The organism is Pseudomonas sp. DY-1 (genome assembly GCF_003626975.1).
Lineage (GTDB): Bacteria > Pseudomonadota > Gammaproteobacteria > Pseudomonadales > Pseudomonadaceae > Metapseudomonas.
The window spans coordinates 5,294,653-5,316,524 of the sequence record NZ_CP032616.1; the positions used below are offsets into that span (position 1 = coordinate 5,294,653).

General features: G+C 64.0%; 21 protein-coding genes. 10 read left to right on the plus strand and 11 right to left on the minus strand.

From position 1 onward, the window contains the following. Positions 1-74 precede the first annotated feature (74 nt). The 3 genes from D6Z43_RS24880 to D6Z43_RS24890 all read left to right on the plus strand — a co-directional run bounded on the left by D6Z43_RS24880 (position 75) and on the right by D6Z43_RS24890 (position 6,357). A complete protein-coding gene (locus D6Z43_RS24880) occupies positions 75-3,803 on the plus strand; it encodes a response regulator (RefSeq protein WP_120654656.1) in 3,729 nt (1,242 codons plus the stop codon). Further along, positions 3,784-5,940: a bifunctional diguanylate cyclase/phosphodiesterase gene (locus tag D6Z43_RS24885; RefSeq protein WP_120654657.1), complete on the plus strand. Its 2,157-nt coding sequence runs from the start codon at positions 3,784-3,786 to the stop codon at positions 5,938-5,940. Before D6Z43_RS24880 ends, D6Z43_RS24885 begins: the two co-directional genes overlap by 20 nt. A gap of 102 nt (positions 5,941-6,042) precedes the next feature. Then, complete coding sequence (locus D6Z43_RS24890) at positions 6,043-6,357, plus strand: EthD family reductase (RefSeq protein ID WP_120654658.1); 315 nt, start codon at positions 6,043-6,045, stop codon at positions 6,355-6,357. A 43-nt stretch (positions 6,358-6,400) separates the two neighbouring features. Here the strand turns inward: D6Z43_RS24890 and D6Z43_RS24895 are convergent, their stop codons facing one another. From D6Z43_RS24895 to D6Z43_RS24910, 4 genes are all read right to left on the minus strand, one after another. After that, on the minus strand, positions 6,401-7,306 hold the full coding sequence (locus D6Z43_RS24895) for an acyltransferase (protein WP_120654659.1): 906 nt from the start codon (positions 7,304-7,306) through the stop codon (positions 6,401-6,403). Positions 7,307-7,533: 227 nt separating this feature from the next. Continuing rightward, positions 7,534-9,567 (minus strand): phosphate acetyltransferase, encoded by a 2,034-nt coding sequence (pta, locus tag D6Z43_RS24900; protein ID WP_120654660.1) that lies wholly within the window; start codon positions 9,565-9,567, stop codon positions 7,534-7,536. A gap of 22 nt (positions 9,568-9,589) precedes the next feature. Beyond that, entirely contained in the window at positions 9,590-10,756 is a 1,167-nt protein-coding gene (locus tag D6Z43_RS24905) for an acetate/propionate family kinase (protein ID WP_120654661.1), read from the minus strand. Beyond that, a complete protein-coding gene (locus D6Z43_RS24910; protein WP_120655357.1) occupies positions 10,756-11,082 on the minus strand; it encodes a DUF3565 domain-containing protein in 327 nt (108 codons plus the stop codon). The genes D6Z43_RS24905 and D6Z43_RS24910 overlap by 1 nt, the downstream gene beginning before the upstream one ends. Between D6Z43_RS24910 and D6Z43_RS24915 the strand changes: the two genes are divergently transcribed. The 5 genes from D6Z43_RS24915 to D6Z43_RS24935 all read left to right on the plus strand — a co-directional run bounded on the left by D6Z43_RS24915 (position 11,051) and on the right by D6Z43_RS24935 (position 15,179). Further along, positions 11,051-11,536, plus strand: a complete 486-nt coding sequence (locus D6Z43_RS24915) for a peptidylprolyl isomerase (protein WP_120654662.1) — start codon at positions 11,051-11,053, stop codon at positions 11,534-11,536. The genes D6Z43_RS24910 and D6Z43_RS24915 overlap by 32 nt on opposite strands. A gap of 126 nt (positions 11,537-11,662) precedes the next feature. Then, complete coding sequence (locus D6Z43_RS24920) at positions 11,663-12,145, plus strand: glutathione peroxidase (protein ID WP_120654663.1); 483 nt, start codon at positions 11,663-11,665, stop codon at positions 12,143-12,145. A 155-nt stretch (positions 12,146-12,300) separates the two neighbouring features. Continuing rightward, entirely contained in the window at positions 12,301-12,891 is a 591-nt protein-coding gene (locus tag D6Z43_RS24925) for a TetR/AcrR family transcriptional regulator (RefSeq protein WP_256660919.1), read from the plus strand. Between the two features lie 57 nt (positions 12,892-12,948). Then, a complete protein-coding gene (locus tag D6Z43_RS24930; RefSeq protein ID WP_120654665.1) occupies positions 12,949-14,058 on the plus strand; it encodes an NADH:flavin oxidoreductase in 1,110 nt (369 codons plus the stop codon). 161 nt (positions 14,059-14,219) lie between these two features. Further along, the gene (locus D6Z43_RS24935; RefSeq protein ID WP_120654666.1) at positions 14,220-15,179 is read left to right on the plus strand and encodes a DegV family protein; all 960 of its coding nucleotides are present in this window, start codon (positions 14,220-14,222) and stop codon (positions 15,177-15,179) included. Here D6Z43_RS24935 and D6Z43_RS24940 read toward each other — a convergent pair. Next, positions 15,176-16,387, minus strand: a complete 1,212-nt coding sequence (locus tag D6Z43_RS24940; protein ID WP_120654667.1) for a glycosyltransferase family 1 protein — start codon at positions 16,385-16,387, stop codon at positions 15,176-15,178. The two genes, D6Z43_RS24935 and D6Z43_RS24940, sit on opposite strands and share 4 nt — an antisense overlap. 426 nt (positions 16,388-16,813) lie before the next feature. Here D6Z43_RS24940 and D6Z43_RS28065 point away from each other — a divergent pair, with 426 nt between their 5' ends. After that, positions 16,814-17,095: a hypothetical protein gene (locus D6Z43_RS28065; RefSeq protein ID WP_174235592.1), complete on the plus strand. Its 282-nt coding sequence runs from the start codon at positions 16,814-16,816 to the stop codon at positions 17,093-17,095. A gap of 64 nt (positions 17,096-17,159) precedes the next feature. Here the strand turns inward: D6Z43_RS28065 and cysZ are convergent, their stop codons facing one another. Then, positions 17,160-17,927 carry a sulfate transporter CysZ gene (gene cysZ, locus D6Z43_RS24950; protein ID WP_120654668.1) on the minus strand — a complete coding sequence of 256 codons (768 nt, stop codon included), beginning with the start codon at positions 17,925-17,927 and terminating at the stop codon, positions 17,160-17,162. 287 nt (positions 17,928-18,214) lie between these two features. Between cysZ and trxB the strand changes: the two genes are divergently transcribed. Further along, entirely contained in the window at positions 18,215-19,162 is a 948-nt protein-coding gene (gene trxB, locus D6Z43_RS24955; protein ID WP_120654669.1) for a thioredoxin-disulfide reductase, read from the plus strand. A gap of 295 nt (positions 19,163-19,457) precedes the next feature. Here the strand turns inward: trxB and D6Z43_RS24960 are convergent, their stop codons facing one another. The 5 genes from D6Z43_RS24960 to folE form a co-directional block, all read right to left on the minus strand. Continuing rightward, the gene (locus D6Z43_RS24960; protein WP_120654670.1) at positions 19,458-20,045 is read right to left on the minus strand and encodes a putative glycolipid-binding domain-containing protein; all 588 of its coding nucleotides are present in this window, start codon (positions 20,043-20,045) and stop codon (positions 19,458-19,460) included. A 169-nt stretch (positions 20,046-20,214) separates the two neighbouring features. Then, positions 20,215-20,556, minus strand: a complete 342-nt coding sequence (locus D6Z43_RS24965; protein WP_120654671.1) for a HopJ type III effector protein — start codon at positions 20,554-20,556, stop codon at positions 20,215-20,217. Beyond that, positions 20,553-20,846, minus strand: coding sequence for a DUF1244 domain-containing protein (locus D6Z43_RS24970; RefSeq protein ID WP_120654672.1), 294 nt, complete (start codon positions 20,844-20,846; stop codon positions 20,553-20,555). Before D6Z43_RS24970 ends, D6Z43_RS24965 begins: the two co-directional genes overlap by 4 nt. Positions 20,847-20,933: 87 nt before the next feature. Further along, complete coding sequence (folX, locus tag D6Z43_RS24975; protein WP_120654673.1) at positions 20,934-21,305, minus strand: dihydroneopterin triphosphate 2'-epimerase; 372 nt, start codon at positions 21,303-21,305, stop codon at positions 20,934-20,936. A 3-nt stretch (positions 21,306-21,308) separates the two neighbouring features. Continuing rightward, a complete protein-coding gene (gene folE, locus D6Z43_RS24980) occupies positions 21,309-21,869 on the minus strand; it encodes a GTP cyclohydrolase I FolE (RefSeq protein WP_120654674.1) in 561 nt (186 codons plus the stop codon). Between the last annotated feature and the right edge of the window lie 3 nt (positions 21,870-21,872).

The following is a 21,872-nucleotide window of genomic DNA, read 5'->3' on the forward strand; positions in this document are numbered from 1 at the left end:
ACCGAACCCTGTTTGAACCGTCGGCCAACGCCCCCAGAGGCGCCGCCACGGACAAGGAGTAGTCAGGAGCGTGCATGGACGACAACCAATCCCCCTTCTCCCGCAAGTACCTGTTGCCGCTGCTGGTGACACTGACCCTGCTGCTCGTGCTCGGCGGTCTGGTTATCTGGCAATGGCTGGCTCTCGAAGCACGTAATCGCGACGAGTACGAGCAGCGCTTCAAGATAGAGGCGGAGGAAATTGCCCAGCGTGTCGGCATCCGGATGCGCGCTTATGAGATGGTCCTGCGTGGCATGTCCGGCCTGATGGTTGGTAGCACCGCCGTGTCTGCCGAGGAGTGGGCTCGGGCCACCGACCAGTTGCAGTTGCAGGACCGCTATCCGGGTATCCAGGCGCTGGCCTGGGCGCGTTACCTGAAACACGAGGAACTCAGCGAATTCGTCGGCGAGATCTGGGACCAGGGGCGTCGCGAGTTCCGCGTATTCCCGTCGGAGCCGAGGGACGAGTACCTGGTGGTGCAATACAGCAGCCCCATGGACTGGCGCAACCGACGTACCCTGGGCTTCGACATGCTCACCGAGGCGGTGCGCCGGGAGGCTATCAATCTCGCCTGGGAGACCGGCGAGGCCATCCTCACCGGACCGGTGAAGCTCAGGCAGGAAACCGATCAGCAAGTGCAGGGAGGACTGCTGCTCTACATGCCGGTGTACCGCCCTGATGCGCCCAGCAGCACCGTCGAGGAGCGCCGTGCGGCACTGATTGGCATGGTCTGCGGTGCCTTCCGCGTGAGCGACCTGATGGACGGCATCCTGGGGACCCAGAGCAGCCTCTACAAAATTGACCTGAAGGACCTCGGTAACCCAGGTCTGCCCCTGTTGGAGACGGTTGGTGGCGAACGCCAGCCACGTTTCCACCAGGTCCAGGAACTGAAACTGTTCGGCCGTACATGGGCTTTGGGCGTAGGCAGCACGGCCAAGTACGAGGCCATGCTGGGCAACAACCGCATCGCTTTCAGCCTCTGGACAGGCCTGGCGGCCGCGGTGCTGCTCTCGCTATTGGTAGGGGGCTACCTCTACCAGCGTGAGCGCCAATTGCAGCTCAGCCTGTCTTCCTCCATCGAACTTGCCGAGCGTGAGGAACGCTTCCGCCTGCTGCTGCAGCACCTGCCAGTGGCCACGCTTATCTGCGACGTCCAAGGGCGTATAGAAATGGCCAATGCCAGTGCTGGCGACTTGTTGGCTTGTGATACCGAATTCCTGCTGGGCCAGCGCCTGCAGCGATACCTGCCGAACATGGCTGCACTGGTGTCGAGTGAGGCTGACCAGGCGCCCACCCAGCTGACCGAGGTTGAAGTGCAACAGGAGGGGGGAGAGCGAATTCCGGTGGCGCTGACCCTGAGCAGCCTTAACCTTGGCGTGAATCATCGCTACCTGATCAACCTGGTGGATCTGCAGGCGCGCAAGAGCGCTGAGGAACGCTTCCGCCTGGTGGTCGAAGCCTCGCCCAACGCCATCGTCCTGGTGGATACCCAGGGGCGGATCGCCATGGTCAATCGGCAGGCCGAGCAGCTCTTCGGCTACAGCCGCCAGGAAATGCTCGATGCACCGGTGGAGAAACTGCTGCCCGAGGCGCTGCGCGAGTCCCATGTGGCGATGCGCGAAGGCTTCCTGCGCAAGCCCGAGCAACGGCGAATGGGCAGCAACCGCGAGCTGTTCGGCCAGCATCGCGACGGCACCATGATCCCCCTGGAGGTGGGACTTTCGCCGATCCGTGCAGGCCGCGAAGTCCTGGTACAGGCGGTGATCATCGACATCACCGAGCGCAGGGCGGCGGAACAGCGGCTGCGTGACCAGGCCGAGCAACTGATGCTGGCCAACCGGTACAAATCGGAATTCCTCGCCAACATGTCGCACGAGCTGCGTACGCCGCTGAACAGCATCCTGATCCTCAGCGACCAGCTACGGCAGAACATGGTCGGTAACCTGACCGAGAAGCAGACCCGGCACGCCGACATCGTCCACCGCGCCGGCAGCGACTTGCTGCAACTGATCAACGATGTCCTCGACCTGGCCAAGGTCGAGGCGGGGCGCATGCAGCTCAAGCTGGAGCCGCTGAACGTCCAGGACATGCTTGCCGAGCTGGATGGCAGCCTGCGGCCTATGGCCGAGATCAAGGGCCTGCGCCTGTCCACGCACATCCAGGCGGGCGTGCCGAGGGTTATCCACAGCGACCGCGTGCGCCTGCACCAGATTCTGCGCAACCTGTTATCCAATGCCCTCAAGTTCACCGAGCAGGGTGAGGTGGAACTGTCCGTGGAGCTGGACCCGTCGGCCGCAACCGATGAACGCGAAGTGCTGCGTTTTGCCGTGCGCGACACTGGTATCGGCATTCCCGAAGACCAGCACGATCGTATCTTCCAGGCTTTCCAGCAGATAGATGGTTCCACCAGCCGGCGCTTCGGCGGTACCGGGCTGGGGCTGGCCATCACGCGTCAACTGGTGCTCGCCCTGGATGGCGACATCACGCTGGAAAGTGTGCCGGGGCGGGGCTCGCGCTTTATCGTCCGACTGCCGGTGGCGGTGGCCGCCAGCCAGCCGAAGGACGACGAGACACCGCCGCAACCGGTGCGCAGCGGCCAAGGCCCGTCCGTGCTGATTGTCGAGGACGACGTCAATTTCGCCTCGGTGATGGCCGAGGAAGCCCAGGCCCACGGATTCTCCAGCGTTCACTGCCGCAGTGGAAAACAGGCCATCGCGCTGCTGCAGAGCGAGCGATTCGCCGCGGTCATCCTCGACATCCTCTTGCCGGACATCAGCGGCTGGCAGATCTACCGACGCCTACGCAGCCATGCGAACCACCGTGCCACGCCGGTGAACATCATCTCCTGCGTGCCACAGCCCCAGGACTGGAACGAGGACGATACCCGCTACCTGGTCAAGCCCATCGCCCGGGAAGACCTGGAGCAGGTGTTCCATGACCTGGAGGGCGGCACTCCGCCGGATGCGCGCAAGCTGCTGCTGGTGGAGGACGTGGATGTAGAGCGTGAGCACTACCGCGAACACCTGGAACAACTGGGCTTCAATGTGGTGGCCAGCGCCAGTGGCGAAGGGGCCCGGAAGGCCTACGCACAGAACGATTTCTCCGCCCTGGTGATCGACCTCGACCTGCCCGACCAGGATGGCTTCGAACTGCTCGACAGCCTCGACCGGGAACGTCCCCTGGACGGCTCGCGCGTGGTCATCAACACCGGTGTTGACGTCAATCAGCAGAACCTTCAGCGCTTGCGCCGCTATTCGGCAGTCGTGGTGCGCAAGGCGGGCGAGGACCTCGACAACCTCAGCTCGGCCGTGCAGGGCTTCCTTGCAGCCGTGCGTCAGCCGAACGCCCTCTCGGACATGGACCCTCTGGAAGGTAGCCGGGTGCTCCTGGTGGATGACGATGTGCGGAACATCTACGCCCTCAGCGCCTTGCTGGACGAGGCCGGCCTGAAGGTGACCGCCGCCCGCGACGGTCTGGAGGCCATCGAATGCTTCCAGCGTGAACCCTTCGACCTGATCCTGATGGACATGGCCATGCCCAATATGGACGGTTACACGGCCACCCGCGTGCTCAAGCAGGAGCACGGTTGCGCTATTCCGATCATCGCCCTGACCGCCCACGCAATGAAGGGCGACCGTGAGAAGTGCATCACCGCCGGTGCCGACGACTACCTGGCCAAGCCGGTCAGTCGCCAGGAAGTGCTGGACATGCTCTACCGCTGGCTGGAACAACCAGGAGGTCGCCATGGCGCACCTGCAGCTTAAAGAGGGCCTGGCGGCCAACATCCTGCTGGTGGTGGACGACCGCCAGGAAAACCTCGCCGCCATGGAGGCGTTGCTGGACGACGGTGAATGGCAGGTCCGTACGGTGGATTCAGGCGAGGCCGCGCTCAAGTGTCTGCTGGAAGAGGAAGTCGGCCTGGTACTGCTGGACGTGCAGATGCCGCGCATGGACGGTTTCGAAGTGGCTCGGTTGATGCGTAGCAGTCCGTTGACCCGCTTCACGCCGATCATCTTCATCTCCGCCATCGCCCATACCCAGGACGCAGTGCTCCGTGGCTACTCCTCCGGTGCGGTGGACTTCATTCTCAAGCCGTTCGACCCCCAGGTGCTGCGTCACAAGATCCAGTCGCTGCTGGCCCACGAGCGCAATCGGCGCGACCTGCTGCAGCTCAGCCAGCAACTCGACACCGCGCGCGCCTTCAACGCCTCGGTGCTGGAGAATGCCGCCGAGGGCATCCTGGTAGTGGGCGAAGACGGCCTGATCAGTTTCGCCAACCCGGCCATGGCGCAGATGCTCCAGGGCAGCGTGGACGATCTGGAGGGCCGGCCACTGCTGAGCCTGATTGCCCATCCCGAAATGGCGAGCGAATGGAAACTGTCGGATTTCTACCGCCACTGGAGGCAGAACCAGACCTACCGCCTGCATGACGCCAGTCTCAAGACAATGGGGGGCGAGCGTCTGCCGGTGGCACTGTCGTCCTCGCCGCTGCCACGGCTGCAGCGCTCCATGGTGGTCATTGCCCTGGATATGTCAGTGGTGCGTCAGTTGCACGCCCAACTGGAGTCCCAGGCAATCACCGATGCCCTGACCGGACTGCTCAACCGCCGAGGCTTCCACCAGGCGCTGGAGGCTTCCCTGGCGCGCATCGAACGTAACGGCAAGCGCATGGCGGTGCTCTACCTGGACCTGGACGGTTTCAAGCTGATCAACGACTCCCTGGGCCATGAGGCCGGCGACCGCGTGCTGCGACGGGTAGCGGAACAGTTGAAGAACTGCCTGCGCCCCTACGACATCCTGGCGCGCATGGGGGGCGACGAATTCACTGCACTCCTGGATACCCTCGACCACCCCGAAGACGCTGCAAGGGTTGCCGAGAAACTCATCGAACTGGTCTCGGTGCGCCACCGCATCGAGGGCATCGATGTCACCCTCGGCGCCAGCGTCGGCATCGCCTGCTTCCCCGAGTGCGGACAGAGTGTGGACGGCCTGTTGCGCGCGGCGGACATCGCCATGTACGAGGCCAAGCGCGCCGGTCGTCAGCAGTACCGCTTCTACTCGCCGGAAATGAATGGCCGCGCCCGCTCCCGTCTGATGCTGGAGGAAAGCCTGCGCAATGCCATCGAGCAGAACGACTTCCATCTGGTGTACCAGCCGCAGGTCAACCTGGAGACCGGTCGCCTGCGTGGCTTCGAGGCGTTGTTGCGCTGGGAACATCGAGTGGCCGGCACCGTGGCGCCCAATGTATTCATCCCGCTGCTGGAGGAAACCCGCCTTATCAACCGCCTGGGCGACTGGGTACTGCGGGAGGGGGCCAGCCAGTGCAGCGCCTGGCAGCCGACCTTTGGCAGCGACCTGGTGGTGAGCCTGAATGTCAGTCCGGTGCAGTTCGGCATGCCGCAACTGGTGGATGACCTGCGGCGGGTGCTCGGGGAATTCCGCTTGCGCCCCGAGCAGTTGGAAGTGGAGGTCACGGAAAGCGCGTTGATGCAGGACCTGGAGCTGACCCGCGAACAGCTCAGGCAGCTGCGTGCCCTGGGGGTGCGTATCGCCATCGACGACTTCGGCACGGGCTATTCGTCCCTGGCCTACCTGCGGCATTTCGAGCTGGATACCCTGAAGATCGATCGCCTGTTCATTTCCAACATGCTGGAGTCGCGTCGCGACGCCGCGGTGGTCAGCACCATCATCGACCTCAGCCGCCACCTGGGACTGGAAGTGATCGCCGAGGGGGTGGAGACCCTGGCGCAGCGCGACTGGCTGCTGGAACACGGCTGCACTTTCATGCAGGGCTTCCTGGTGGCGCCCGGGCTGCCGGTGGCCAAGGCTGAGGCCTTCCCGAAAGTGGTGGACTGGGTCGCGTTGCGCGAGGGATCAGATAGCCTGACGGCCTCTCCCTGAAACCGGGGCAGGCCATCACGCATACCGGAAGTCGCGGGCCTACACTTCATTAGTCGGGGCATCGGGGTTCGCGCCCGCTGCCTATTGAGAAAAGGAGGCTCCATGTACTGCTTTGTTGTGGCGTATCCCAATGCACCGGGCGCCAAGTTCGACTTCACCTACTACTGTGAGGAACACATCCCGCTCCTGTCCCGCCTGATCGGCGAAAACCTGGTGAAGCTCGAAGTGCGCAAGGGCTTGGCTGCAGCGGATGGCGCCGTGGCGCCGTTTATCTGCATGGCCAATATCTGGGTACTGTCGGTGGATGAATTGCGCAGCACTCTGGAACTGAACGGCGACGAGATAAGCGCCGATATCGCCAACTACACCAACCTGGCGCCGTTGCTCCAGGTAGATGAGGTGCTACAGACGGCCTAGAGCAAGAAAAAGCCCGCCAATCGGCGGGCTTTTCGTATCCGGCTCAGGCTGCCGGGAATTGCTGGTGCAGCCGCACCAGCTGGGCATCCTTGGCCTCCCACAGGCGGTTCACCCATTGCTGGAAGGCCAGGCGGTATTGCTCGTCCTGGTCGTAGTTCTTGCCGATGAACTCGCCAGGAATCTCCAGTTTCTCGATGCGTACCACTACCTGGCGCAAGCGGCCGGCCAGCAAGGTCCAGAAATTCGGGTTGCCATCCGGGTAGTGAATGGTGACGTTGACCAGCGAATGCAACTGCTCACCCATGGCGTCGAGCACGAAGGCGATGCCGCCTGCCTTGGGCTTGAGCAGGTATTGGAAAGGCGAACCCTGTTCGTCGTGTTTGGCACGGGTGAAGCGGGTGCCTTCGAGGAAGTTGAAAATGCCCACCGGGTTGTCACGGAACTTGTCGCAGGTGCGGCGGGTGGTTTCCAGGTCCTTGCCCTTTTTCTCCGGGTGCTTGGCCAGGTAAGCCTTGGAGTAGCGCTTCATGAAGGGGAAATCCAGCGCCCACCAGCACAGGCCGATCACCGGGACCCAGATCAACTCCTGCTTGAGGAAGAAACGCAGCAGACGGATGCGCCGGTTGAACAAGTGTTGCAGGACCAGGATGTCCACCCAGCTCTGGTGATTGCTGGTGACCAGGTAGCTGTGCTGGTAATCGAGCCCGGCCAGTCCGTCGACGTCCCAGCGGGTGTCGCGCACCAGGCGCATCCACAACTTGTTGCAGCTGATCCAGCCCTCGGCGATGAAGCTAGCGGCCCAGTTCAGCACGCCCTTGGTGGCGCGGAAGGGCAGCAGCAGCTTCAGCAGCGTCACAGCGAACAGCGGCATGCACCAGAACAGGGTGTTGAGCGCCAGCAGGACAGCTGCCAGGGCGCCGAGCAGGGGGGCGGGGATAAAGCTGAGCATGAAAGGGTGGAGCCTCACCGTGGGTGGTCGTAGCCACCGCGTCATGGATAGGGCCCGCTGCATTCCCTGACTGCGGGCAGAATGGTGGCCAAGGTTAACGGTTGTTCACTCAACTGCAAGCGGGAAGGGTGACCGGGCGGTCGGGAGCGAGGCTAATTCGTCGGCTCTGTTGTAGGGGCGAATGAATTCGCCCCTACAGAGGAAATTCCCGGCAAGGTGTGGTTCTGTCAGCCCTCGCTACCGCACGCCGCCTGGATCGCCGTCAGTGCGATGGTGTGGATGATGTCGTCCACCACGACATTGCGCGGCAAGTCGTTCACCGGCTTGCGCAGGCCCTGGAGCATCAGGCCGCCACTGGCTGCGTGATTGCCCTGTTGCACGGCCTTGTAGGCCGCATCACCGCTGGCGAGGTCGGGGAAGACGAACACCGTGGTGCGTCCGTCCCTGGCGGCGGCATAGGGCAGGGGGCCTTCGATGGGCAGGTCCGGGCGGGCGGCTCGGGCCAGGCGCGTAGCCTCGCCGACCTTGGCCAGCTCAGCTTCGTCTGTCGAATCGCAGATCAGCGCCACGCGTGGGGTTATCCCCAGCGCCTCGGCGGAATCCGCACTCTGCAGCGCGATTTCCGCCAGGTCGCTGGCGTCGGGATCGGGGTTCACCGCGCAGTCTCCGTAGACCACCACTTGTTCCGGCAGCAGCATCAGGTAGACGGAAGAGGCGATGCGGTAGCCGGGCGCCGATTTGATCAGCTGCAGCGCCGGGCGAATAGTGTTCGCCGTGGGGTGGATGGCACCGGACACCAGGCCGTCCACTTCGTCCAGGGCCAGCATCATGGTGCCGAGCACAACGCTGTCTTCCAGCTGCGCGGTTGCCATGGGCGCATTGAGGCTCTTGTTCTGGCGCAGTTCCACCATGGGCTGCACATAGCGTTCGCGGACCTTGTCCGGATCGAGGATTTCCAGGCCCTCCGGCAGGTCGATGCCCTGCGCCCTAGCCACGGCATGAACATCGTCCGGCTTGGCCAGCAGCACACAATGGGCGATGCCTCGAGCCTGGCAGGCGGCGGCAGCCTGCACGGTGCGCGGCTCGCTGCCTTCAGGCAGGACGATGCGCTTGCCGGCGAGCTGGGCCTGCTGGATCAGGCGGTGGCGGAACGCCGGGGGAGACAGACGCGGGGTCGCGCTGGGAGCGCCGCAGCGGGCGCGCAGCCAGTCGAGGTCGAGGTTGCGGGCGACGAACTCGGTGACTTTCTCCGCGCGCTCGCGGTCGTCCACCGGGATTTCCTTGTTCATCCGGTTGAGGTTGGTCGCCGTGTCATAGGTGCCGGTTGCCACGCCCAGCACAGGCAGGCCGCCTTGCAGGGCACCTCGGCACAGTTCCAGGGTGCGTGGGTCGGGCTGGATATCGCTGGAGAGCAGCAGGCCCGCAAGCGGCACGCCGTTCATGGACGCCAGGCTGGCGGCGAGGATGATGTCGTCGCGATCGCCAGGCGTCACCACTAGCACGCCCGGTTTGAGCTGTTGCACGGTGTTGGGCACGGTGCGTGCGCAGACGACTATCTTCTGCACGCGGCGCTGGTCGTAGTCGCCGGCATTGATCACCTGGGCCTGCAGCAGGTCGGCGACGTCGCGGGTTCGCGGTGCGTTCAGTTCGTCCAGCCAGGGCACGCTGCCCAGCAGGCGGAAGTCGTCGCCGCGGAGCAGGGGTGACTGCTCCTTGAGGCGGCGGGCGAATTCGTCGTCGCGCACCTTGTTGAGGATCACCCCGAGGACCTTCGGGTCACGCGGTCCGCCGAATTGCTGGGCCTGGATCTCCAGGCGATCGGACAATTCCGAGAGACTCTCGTCTTCCGGCGCCGATACCAGGATCACGTCGGCGTCCAGGCTCTTGGCCAGGTGGAAGTTGATGCGCGCGGCGTAGCTGGCGTGTCGGGTCGGCACCATGCCTTCGACAATCACGACGTCCTTGTCCTCGGCGGCCTTATGGAACAGGCCGGTGATGTCTTCCAGCAACTCGTCCAACTGGCCGTCGGCGAGCATCCGCTCCACCTGGGACTGCGCCAGTGGCGTCGGTGGTTTGAGACCATGGGTGCGGGCCACCAGCTCGGTGGAGCGCTCCGGGCCGAGGTCGCCGGGGTGGGGCTGGGCCACCGGCTTGAGGAAGCCGACCTGCAGGCCAGCCAGCTCCAGGGCACGTACCAATCCCAGGCTGGTGGAGGTCAGACCGACGCCGAATCCGGTCGGGGCGATGAAAAAGCAGTGCATGGGGCTCCTTGGCGAAAACGGTTCAGGCGAGCAGGCCTAGGGTATCGAGGGCGATCTGGCGTTCTTCGTTGGTCGGCACCACCAGCACGCGTGGATGGCCACGCTGGTGGATGGGGCCGGCGATGCCGCGCACGCAGCGCGCGTTGGCTTCGCGGTCGATGGCCAGGTTGAGCAGCTTCAGGTGATCCACCGTGCGGCTGCGCACAAGGGGTGAATTCTCGCCGATCTCGCCGGTGAAGATCAGCCCGTCCAGCTGTGGCAGAGCGCAGCTTACGGCCGCCAGGGTCTTGGCCAGGCGATAGCAGAAGACTTCGATGGCCAGGGTGGCGCCGGCGTGGCCCTGGTCGCGGGCTGTTTCCAGGCTGCGCATGTCCTTGGCCAGATTGGAGAGGCCGAGCAGACCGCTTTCCTGACGCAGTACCTGGTCGATCTTCTCCAGGCTCCAACCAAGGCTGCGGTGCAACTGGGTATAGAGATGCGGGTCGATATCGCCGCAGCGGTTGGCCATGACCAGGTTCATGCTGGCGTCGCGGCTCTGGCCGTTGACGATGGCGCAGGCGGAGCTGTGCTCGCCGACGTGCGCGGAAAGCCAACAGCTGTCTCCGAGCGATAGTCCGGCCAGCTCGGCGGCACGGCGACTGACGAAACGGTGGCTGTTGCCGTGGAAGGCATAGCGGCGCAGACCGTGGTCGCGGTAGACGGCATCCGGCAGGGCGAGGCGGTAGACGTGCTCGGGCATGCTCTGGTGGAAGGCCGTATCGAACACGGCCACATGGGGCAGGTTCGGCAGCAGGTGCATGGCGGCGTCGATGCCGACCAGGCTGGCCGGCATCTGCTGCGGCGCCAGCGGGACCAGGGCCTGCAGGCAGCGGATCACCTGGGCATCCACGCGGCAGGCGGAGTTGAACAGCTCGCCACCGTGCAACACGTGGTGGCCGACGCCATGCAGCTTGCCGCCGGCCGCACCCAGGACAATGGGCATCAGCTGCGACAGCGCGGCGCGGTGGTCGGCGTTGGGGATCATCAGACTGTCTTTGTCACCGCCGCGCTGCCAGCGCAGTTCGGCGTTACGGCTGCCAAGCCCGTCGGCCATGCCGTGGAGGATGAACTGACTGTGGGCCTCGTTGACCAGGGCGAAGCGCAGGGATGTCCTGCGGGCATGGATCACCAGGATGTTGCGTGCAGGCATCAGGTTTCCTCGGTGGGGACAGGGGCCATGCCCTGGGCGCACCAGCCGCAGGGGAAGAGGCGGCCCAACTGGTCGGCGCGTTGCGCGGGATCGAGCACCCAGGCGCGCGACTGCCAGGGTGGCTGGTGCCGCAAGTGCTGAGTATGGCCGCAGGAAAGCACTGCCACCCAGTGACCGTCCTCGTCTTGCCTGTAGCCGACCAGCCGGGGCCGCCCGTCAGCGTTCGGGTCGCAATCGACTTGCCGCGCGGTTAAACTTGCTCGTTCATCATTCATTCGCAGAAGGTCTCGCACCATGCTGATCGCCGCCAACAAGGCCGTGTCCATCGACTATACCCTTACCAACGACGCCGGTGAGGTGATCGACAGTTCCGCTGGCGGCGCTCCGCTGGTGTACCTGCACGGCGCCGGCAACATCATCGCTGGCCTGGAACGTGCACTCGAAGGCAAGCAGATTGGTGACGAGCTGAATGTTGCCGTCGAGCCCGAAGATGCCTACGGCGAGTACAGCGCCGAGCTGGTCGCTACCCTGGACCGCGCCATGTTCGAAGGCGTCGACCAGCTGGAAGTCGGCATGCAGTTCCACGCCTCCGGCCCGGACGGCAGCATGCAGATCGTTACCATCCGCGACATCGACGGCGACGACGTAACCGTTGACGGCAACCACCCGCTGGCCGGCCAGCGCCTGAACTTCAAGGTCAAGGTAGTCACCGTGCGTGACGCCAGCGACGAAGAGATCGCCCACGGTCACATCCACGGCGAAGGCGGTCACCACCACTGACCGATCGTCCGCGACTGTCGACCCGGCAATTCGCGAATCGGCTGCTAAGCTGAAAAAACCGAAAAGGCGCCCCGGGGCGCCTTTTTTGTCCGCTGTGAAATCCCTGAGATTTTCGAGGAGTCAGTCATGAGTGCCTTTCACGACCTCAATCTGCGTGCGCTCGACGGTCAGGATCTGCCGTTGGCGCCGTACAAGGGCCAGGTGGTGTTGGTGGTGAATGTCGCCTCCAAGTGCGGCCTGACGCCCCAATACGCCGGGCTGGAAAAGCTCTACCAGCAATACCGTGACAAGGGTTTCACCGTGCTGGGCCTGCCGTGCAACCAGTTTGCCGGGCAGGAGCCGGGCAGCGAGGACGAGATCCGCGAGTTCTGCAGCCTGAACTACGGTGTGACCTTTCCCCTGGGCAGCAAGATCGAGGTCAACGGATCGGCCCGTCACCCGCTGTATCGCCTACTGGCGGGCGAGGGCGCCGAATTCCCCGGCGAGATCACCTGGAACTTCGAGAAGTTCCTTGTCGGCAAGGACGGCCGCGTGCTGGCGCGCTTCTCTCCGCGCACCGCGCCGGACGATCCCGCGCTGATCCAGGCTGTCGAAAAGGCCCTGGCCTGATGCACCTCCTGCACTCATGAACGCTTGACCGTAGGAGCCAGCTTGCTGGCTCCTACGTTTCCTCCCCCGGCAGTAACTTCCCCGGCTTTTAGTGCTCGATCAGCGTCGTCAATAGTGCTGGGCAAGGCGAGACGACCGGTCATATGCTCGCCGCCATGACCAGTATCCGACTCGACAAACGCGACCTCATTCTCGCCAAGGGCTCCCAGGTGATGACCCGCCGTGGCTACCACGGTACCGGCGTGCAGGAGATCGTCCAGGCCGCGGGCATTCCCAAGGGCTCCTTCTATCACTACTTCGCCAGCAAGGAAGACTTCGCCCTGCAGGCGCTGGAGTACCTCTACCTGCCGCGCCTGGATCGTTACGCACAGGCCCTGGGCAATTCGGCGCTGAGTCCGCGCCAGCGCATCCTCGGCTATTACCGCGAGCTGCTGGTGCACTTCTCCAGCCGCGAGAAACCGGAATACCACTGTTTCATCGGCAGTCTCGGCTTCGAGATGGCAGAACTCTCGCCCGCCATCGGCGAGCAGGTTGAACGCATCCTCCAGGGCTCGGTGGACATCCTCCAGGCCTGCCTGGAAGAGGCCGTGGCTGTGGGCGAGCTGTCCGCCGATGAGGACTGCGCCAACCTCGCGGCGTTCATCGCCAATGCCTGGCAGGGCGTGTTGACGCGCCTGAAGGTGGGCGGTGGCACCGTACCCATGAACGCATTCGTCGACCGTCTGGAGCTGCTGCTCCGGGCGTGATTTTTCAATGCCTTGAAACCGAGACGACCGGTCATATGGCCGGCCACAGGAGAACCGATGACCGCTCCCGTACAAGCCCTCTTCGAACCCTTCCGCCTCGGCGGCCTGGAACTGCCTACCCGCGTGGTGATGGCGCCCATGACTCGCTCTTTCTCGCCGGGCGGCGTGCCTAACGCCAAGGTGGTGGAGTACTACCGCCGCCGCGCCGCGGCCGGTGTCGGCCTGATCATCACCGAGGGCACCACCATCGGTCACAAGGCCTCCAACGGTTATCCCCATGTGCCGCGCTTCTTCGGTAACGACGCCCTGGCCGCCTGGAAGGAAGTGGTTGATGCCGTGCACGCCGAAGGCGGCCGCATCGTCCCGCAGCTCTGGCATGTGGGCAACGTACGTCGCCTGGGCACCGAACCGGACGCAAGCGTTCCCGGCTACGGCCCGACGGAAAAGGTGAAGGACGGCCAGGTGGTGGTTCATGGCATGACCAGGGACGACATCCAGGAAGTGGTTGCCGCTTACGCCCAGGCCGCGCGTGATGCCAAGGCCATCGGCATGGACGGCGTGGAAATCCATGGCGCCCACGGTTACCTGATCGACCAGTTCTTCTGGGAGGGCACCAACCAGCGCACTGACGAGTACGGCGGCAGCCTGGCCAACCGCTCGCGCTTCGCCATCGAAGTGATCCAGGCCATCCGCGCCGCCGTTGGCCCGGACTATCCAATCATCTTCCGCTACTCCCAATGGAAGCAGCAGGACTACACCGCGCGCCTGGTGCAGACCTCCGACGCCCTGGGTGAATTCCTCAAGCCGCTGTCCGATGCCGGTGTGGATATCTTCCACTGCTCGACCCGCCGCTTCTGGGAGCCGGAGTTCGAAGGCTCCGATCTCAACCTCGCCGGCTGGACCCGCCAGCTCACTGGCAAGCCCACCATCACCGTCGGCAGTGTCGGCCTGGATGGCGAGTTCCTGCAGTTCATGGTCAAGACCGACAAGGTCGCCCAGCCCGCCAATATCGAAGGCCTGCTGGAGCGCCTGAACAAGGACGAGTTCGACCTGGTTGCCGTGGGCCGTGCCCTGCTGGTGGACCCGGACTGGGCGGTGAAGGTGCGCGAAGGCCGCATGCAGGACATCCTGCCGTTCAGCCGAGACGCACTGGCCAGCCTGGTGTAAGGCACTTGAGTGAAGAAGCCCCGCTAATGCGGGGCTTCTTATTTGTGGCCTTGACTCGAGTTCCCTCAAACCCTCTTTCAGTTGGGCTGACACCACATCCTCCTGCGGTCACTGTGCGCGCACCACAACAAGCGCCGGCACACCCGCCGAAGGAGTAACCCATGCGCATTGGCCTGGTAGTGGATGCCACCTGCGACCTGCCCCAGGACTTCCTCGTCACGCACCATATCCCGGTGCTGCCCATCCGCATCCGGCTGGGGGAGCATTCCCTGGTGGATCGCCGCGTACCCCAGGCGACCCAAGCCTTCTACGGCGAATTGCTGCCCAAGGTCGGCCCGGCCGATCGCAGCGAGCCGCTGCAGGTGGTGGAAATGCAGGAGTGGTTCCTGGAAGAGCTTGTCACCCGCTTCGACCATGTGATCTGCCTGACGATTGCCTCCCAGCGCAGCCCGATCTTCGAGCACGCAACCCAGGCCTCCTTCGGTCTGCTCCAGCGCTATCGCGACCGTCGTTCGGCAGCTGGGGTGGCCGGGCATTTCGCGATGCGCGTGATGGATGGCGGCAACATCTTCGCCGGCACCGCAGTGCTGGCTGCCGAGGCAGCGAGGCTGATCGGTGATGGTGCCCACCCCAACGCCGTGCGTGCGCGGCTGGAACAGTTGGCAGGGCAGGTCTGTACCTTTCTCGTGCCGGACGATCTCGGCCATCTGCGCCAGCGAGGATTCCAGAAGGGCGAGCGCAGCGGGCTGCTCGACCGCCTGCGTGGCGCTGCACTGGGGCTGGGCTCGTTGCTGGATGTGAAACCGGTGATCAGCGTGCAGCAGGGTGAGGACAAACCCGTGTCGCTGTCCCCCAACTTCGACAAGGCGGCGGAGAAGCTTCTGGCCCATGCGTGCTTGCGGGTAATGGCAGGTGAGCTGCTAGCGCCCCAGCTGTGCATCAGTTATGCCGGGGAGCTGTCGCTGGTACGAGATCTGCCAGGCTTCGCCGAACTGGAAACGGCCTGTGTCGAGCGCGGGGTTGCATTGCACCTGGCGATGCTGAGCCCCACCGGGGCGATCAATCTGGGGCGTGGCGCTCTGAGTCTGGCCTACGCCGCGCCACCGGCGGCGTTTTCCTAGGCCTGCGGGGGCAAGCTACTACCAGCCGGGACTTCCAGCTCGGGGCGGCGGGCATGTGCCAGGTACTGCTCGAACTGCTGAACGATGGCTTCCCAGCCTTGGCGGCCGGCGTGCATGCGTGCGTTGAGGCGCACGCGACGCAGGCATTCCGGGTCTTCCAGCAACCAGGTGGCGGCCTCGATGAAACTGGTCGGCTCGTCCGGCAGCGCCAATGCGCCATTGTGCCCATGGCGAATGTGTTGGGCGGCCGCCGCCTGGTCGAATGCGACCACCGCCAGGCCGGAAGCCAGGGCTTCCAGCACCACATTGCCGAAGGTTTCCGACAGGCTCGGGAACAGGAACAGGTCGCCGGATGCATAGTGGCGGGCCAGCTCCTCGCCGCGTTGCACACCACAGAAGATGGCCTCCGGCAGGGCGCGTTGCAGTGCCAGGCGTTGCGGACCGTCGCCCACCACCACCAGTTTGAGGCGCAGCTGTGGATAACGTTGCTGCAGGCGCTGGAACGTTTCACCGAGCAGGCCGAGATTCTTCTCCGCTGCCAGGCGCCCAACGTGAATCACCGCGATTTCCTGTTCACCCACACCCCACTGCGCGCGCAGTTCGGGGCAGCGGCGGGCCGGGTTGAACAACTGGCCGTCTACGCCTCGCGAAAGCAGCTGCAGGCGCTCGAAGCCGCGCCGGGTGAGGTCCTGCAACTGGCTGACGCTGGGTACCAGGGTCAGTCGTGTGGCGTTGTGGAACCAGCGCAGGTAGTTGGTCAGCAAGCGGGTCAACAGGCCCGCGCCGTAATGACCGGTGTACTGCTGGAAGTTGGTGTGGAAGCCACTGACCACGGGAATCCCCAGGCGCCGTGCGGCGCGCAGGGCGGAGAAACCCAGCGGACCCTCGGTGGCGATATAGAGCACGTCCGGCTTGCGCTGGCGCCAGCGGCGCAACAACTTGTGCAGGCAGGACTGGCCCCATTGCAAGCCGGGGTAGCCCGGCAGCGGCCAGCCGCGGATCAGCATCAGATCATCGTCGCTCCGGCGGCCTTGGTCGCACGACTGGCGCGGACGCACCAGCTGCAGCCGATGGCCGGCGGCGCGCAGGCCATCACAGAGGCGGCCAAGGGTATTGGCCACGCCGTTGACTTCGGGCAGGAAGGTTTCGCTGATCAGCGAGATGTACAGGGGCGCTGTGGTCATGCAACCAGTGTCGACAAGGGCCATGTAGCCCGCGTGACAACCCTGTGACGCCTCTGTGACTACCGGCCGCTGGCGGCAAGAATTTGCCGTCCAAGGGCCTGGCTGTCCCGATCAGGAAATCCGCGAAGCTTTGATTTTCAACGCCTTGGCTCGAATGACGGAAATGGCATGGTACTTGAGTACCAACGCGCGGATCCCCTTAAAGGAGCGGCAAAGGTGTCAATCAACTCGATCGGCGGGGCTGGTGCGGGCAGCGCCTTGTCCGGCCTTGGATTCCGTAACAGCAAATCTTCAAAGGAGAGTGAGGATCCCTTTGGGATCAACACCAGGGAGGAGCCTCGACGCACTGCGTCTCCCGGCTCGGAGCGCGACTACCGGGCCTGGCAGGCAACCGAGGAGGGCTTTGCCCGAATGCGGGTGGAGCTACAGAACTCCGCTGGGAAGTTGCAAATGAGCAACAAGGACCTGCCGGCCGACCTGGGGTTGGGTGGCAAGACTGCGGTGGAGAAATTCCAGGAGTACATGGACAAGTCACCGGCCGAGAAGATGCGCGATGCCATCCTCGCGGAGATGGGGCTGACCCAGGAAGAACTCGACGCCATGCCGCCGGAGCAGCAGGAGGCGGTGGAGAAGGAAATCGCCGAGCGCTTCCAGCAGAAGATGGAGATGCAGGCCAAGGAAGCGGAGGAGGAGCGACAAGCGAGGGAGAATCCGATCAATATTCAGGCATGATCAGCAGCGTGCGCATGGCAGGCCCCGATGTGACCGGGGCCCGCCGCTCGTGCGGCCGGACGGTTCAGCGAACCAACTGGCCGGATTGTTTCTGCAGGGCCAGGTCGCCCTGCTCTCGTACCCAGAACAGCGTGGCGCCGGCCACGGCAGCCGGCATCATCAGGATGTTCACGAAGGGAATCATCAGCGCCAGGTAGGTGATGCCGCCAAAACCCAGGCTCTGCCAGCGCTTCTCGCGCAGCCAGGCGAGCATCTCGTTCCAGCCCAGCTTGTGGTTGTCCGCCGGGTAGTCGATGTACTGCACCGCCATCATCCAGATACCAAAAACGATCCACAGCGGGGCGGCCAGCAGGTTCACCCCCGGAACGAAGGACAGGATCAGCAGGGCTCCGGCACGCGGGAGGAAGTAGGCCAGCTTGCGCAGCTCGCGGCCCACGGTGCGCGGGATCATCGCCATCAGCTCGGCCCAACTGAAGGCCGGGAAGTCGTCCTGGCCACGAACCACCACTTCCACCTTTTCCGCGAGGAAGCCGTTGAACGGCGCGGCGATGATGTTGGCCAGCATGGTGAAGCTGAAGAACACCATGACCAGCACCAGAAGCACGAAGAGGGGCCAGATCAGGTACTGGAGGAAGCTCAGCCAGTCTGGAAGGCTGGGCATGAAGGCATCGACCCAGCCGCTGAATTCCCCTATCGCGAAGCCGATCAAGGCAGCGAACAGCAGCAGATTCACGGTCAGCGGCAGCAGGACGAACAGGCGCAGTCCGGGGCTCAGGACCAGCTTCAGTCCTTCGCCCAGGTATTGCGGCCCGGATAGTGCGGGTGCAGGCATGGTGGTTCCCCAAGGTTGCAAACGCGCCGACCTTAACGGCTTTGCCGGCGCCGTGGAAAGCCTGGAAAAGGCTCGGAACAAATTTGATCGCGGTTGCGCCAATAGGTGCGTCCTATGGCCGGGATTGAGAGCGGGTATTTCCGCTATCGAAGGGGCCTTAGTAACCTTGCGCCCATTCCTGGCCGATCGTTGACGGCCAGACCTGGTTCAACGGGGCCACTGCATTCAAAGCCTTCCCCAAGTGCCGCAGTGGCCCCTTTTTATGCCCAGCAGGGCGGGAGTCAGTCATGTCCGAAGTACGCCATTCGCGGGTCATCATCCTCGGGTCCGGTCCTGCCGGTTACTCCGCGGCTGTCTACGCCGCCCGTGCCAATCTCAAGCCGCTGCTGATCACCGGCATGCAGGCGGGCGGGCAACTGACCACCACCACAGAGGTCGACAACTGGCCTGGCGACCCCCATGGCCTGACCGGCCCGGCGCTGATGCAGCGCATGCAGGAACATGCCGAGCGTTTCGAGACCGAGATCGTCTTCGACCACATCAACGCTGTGGACCTGGCCGGCAAGCCCTTCACCCTGGTTGGGGATAGCGGCACGTACACCTGCGACGCGCTGATCATCGCCACCGGTGCCAGTGCCCGTTACCTGGGTCTGCCTTCGGAGCAAGCGTTCATGGGTAAGGGCGTGTCCGCCTGCGCCACCTGCGACGGTTTCTTCTACCGCAACCGCGAAGTGGCGGTGGTGGGCGGCGGGAACACAGCTGTGGAAGAGGCGCTGTACCTGGCCAACATCGCCAGCAAGGTGACCCTGGTGCATCGCCGCGAGACCTTCCGTGCCGAGAAGATTCTCCAGGACAAGCTGAAAGCGCGCATCGCCGAAGGCAAGATCGAGCTCAGGCTGAATGCCGAAGTGGACGAAGTGCTGGGCGACGACATGGGCGTCACCGGCGTGCGCCTCAAGCGCAACGATGGCGGCACTGACGAGCTGAAGGTAGACGGATTGTTCGTCGCCATCGGCCATACCCCGAACACCTCGCTGTTCGAAGGCCAATTGGCGCTCAAGGACGGCTATCTGGTGGTCAATGGCGGTCGTGACGGAAACGCCACCGCCACTAGTATCCCCGGTGTGTTCGCCGCTGGCGACGTGGCCGACCACGTCTATCGCCAGGCCATCACCTCGGCCGGCGCGGGCTGCATGGCCGCCCTGGACGTCGAGCGCTACCTCGACGCGCACTAAGTTTCAGCCTGATGAGGAAAAGCCCCGCCAATGCGGGGCTTTTCTTTTGTGTCAGGCCAACTTTTCTTTCACGGTGTCAAGCTGCAGATGAGCTTCAGGATGGTTTGGGCCTGGCCAGTGTGAGTCACCCCTCGCCCTTTGGGAGAGGAGCGGGGGGAGAGGGAAGCGTCAGGTCGGCTGGGTGTCCAGCGTGGCAGCCCTTCGGCCTACCTGGCGAATGAATTCGCCCCTACGGAGAAGCGCGCAACCCTGACCCGGATCTGCCTTGCAGGGCCGGGCACCGCTCCGCTACGGATCAAACCCAGGTATTCAGCGACAGGGTCCGCGCGCTCATGCGCTGGTACAGGCCCTGGGCTTCCAGCAGCAGGGATTGCCGGTCCACGGTCAATTCGATCGCCTTGCGGCCTTCCGCCTCGCAGCGATACAGGCTTTGCTGGGGTTGCTGGCGAAGGCAGTGGTAGCGCATGCGGCGGGCTTCCACGCGCATGCTCGACAGGTCGATGTAGGCAACGTGCAATTGTTCGCTCTGGCCCGTTCCCAGGTCGCAGCGATGCAGCGCCGGCGTGTGGGTGAAGGGTGTGCCGGAGAGCATCACCAGCTGGCATTGGTCGAGGTCGCGGCGGTGCTGGCCATCGAGCATCCAGCGGCCGCGGATGTCACGGCTCAGGCGCAGGCTGCGAGATCCCAGGTTCTCCACCTTCAGCCAGAGATGGCGAAAGCGCCAGCGCGGGTCGCTGTCCAGCACATAGGCGGCGGCGATGCTTTGGCCATTGCGGTTCTGGATCAGGTGGCTGCTGGCATGGATACCGGTTTCATCCGTGGACAGGCGCAGGCTTTCCACGCCGGGCGTCGTCAGGGGCTTCCATACGAGGGATTGCTGCATCCGTGCGCTCCGGCAGAGAGTGGTGCTGTTCCTGTGGGGATTCCGGTAGCTCCACAGCTATCTGATGAGAATCCTACGCGTTTGAGTGGCGAATTGATGTCAGCCATTGCTGACAGAGAACGGAAGCTAAAGCGTAAGAAAGCCGCCCCGGAAGGGGCGGCGGGGGGAGTCAGGCCTTGCGTTGCAGCGACTGGCGCTCGAAGCGCACACCCGCCAGGCCGGTATTCATCAAAGCGCGGATATTGCCGTGGTCAGTGCCTTCCGGGGTGGCCAGCACTGCGCGGTAGTGCTCGCCGAAAGCCAGCAGGGTTTCTTCCAGGCTGAAACCTTCCAGCAGCGCAAGGCCAAGGGTCTTGCAGGAGCCTTCGTTCTGGCCGGAGGCGTTTTCCACCGCGCCGTTGGTGAAGGCGCTCTGCTGGTAGTCGTAACCATCGGCGATGAACGCCAGGGTGTCGGCGAAGACGTGCTGGTCGCTATGCAGGCGGGCGCGGAAGTCGTTCAAATTGGTCATTCTTTGTTCGCTTTGTTGAAGGCCGTTTGCTGCTCGGCGCTGGCTTCTTTCTGGTACTTGGCTTTCCAGTCGGCGTAGGGCATGCCGTAGATCTCTTCGCGTGCCTGGTCCGGAGTGACCTCCAGGCCCAGATCGTCGGCGGCGGCCTTGTACCACTTCGACAGGCAGTTGCGACAGAAGCCGGCGAGGTTCATCAGGTCGATGTTCTGTACATCGGGGCGGCTACGCAGGTGTTGCACCAGACTGCGGAAGGCGGCGGCCTCAAGTTCAAGGCGTTCTTGCTCGGTCATGGCAGGATTCTCCTGGGGCTTTCGGGAGGGAGTGGCCGGCATGATAAGAGCCCTCCGTGGCACCGGCAAACAGGTCCGATCAAAGACTCATCTATGGCTGGACAGGGTGATCGATACCGACTCGGCGAAGCGCAACGCATGGGGCTTATCCACCTCCACCTCGGCATAGCGCACGCTCGGGTTGGCCATCACCAGGTCGAGGATTTCCTGGGTCAGGCGCTCCAGCAAGGCGAAGCGGTTTTCCTCGACGTGGCGGATGATCGCCTTGGTAATGGTGCGGTAGTTCAGCGCGTGGTCGATGTCGTTGTCGCGCACTGCCTCGGCAGCCGGGTAGAGGATGGTGAGATTGATCAGCACATCCTGCTTGTTGAGGATTTCCTCCTCCTTGATTCCGATGAAGGTGCGCAGGCGCAGGTCCTTGACGCGAATTCGCGCCATTCCGGGCTCCAGTCTCGGCATTCTCTAGTTGCTCCGTCCGATCAGTTTCAGGAATTCGTGGCGGGTATTCTGGGACTCCCTGAAGGCGCCCAGCATCACTGAGGTGCTCATCACCGAGTTCTGCTTTTCCACGCCGCGCATCATCATGCACATGTGCTGGGCTTCGATCACCACCGCGACGCCGGCGGCACCGGTCACCTGCTGCACCGCTTCGGCGATCTGGCGGGTGAGGTTCTCCTGGATCTGCAGCCTGCGCGCGAACATGTCGACGATGCGCGCGACCTTCGACAGCCCCAGCACCTTGCCGGTGGGAATGTACGCCACATGGGCCTTGCCGATGAAGGGCAGCAGGTGGTGTTCGCAGAGGGAATAAAGCTCGATGTCCTTGACCGTCACCATCTCGTCGTTGTTCGAGGCGAAGAGGGCACCGTTGACGATTTCGTCCAGGCTCTGTTCATAGCCGTGACACAGGTAGCGCATGGCCTTGGCCGCGCGCTTGGGCGTATCGCGCAGGCCTTCACGGTCCGGGTCTTCGCCCAGGCCAAGCAGGATTTCCCGATAGTGCCGGTTCAGTTCATCGCTCATGGT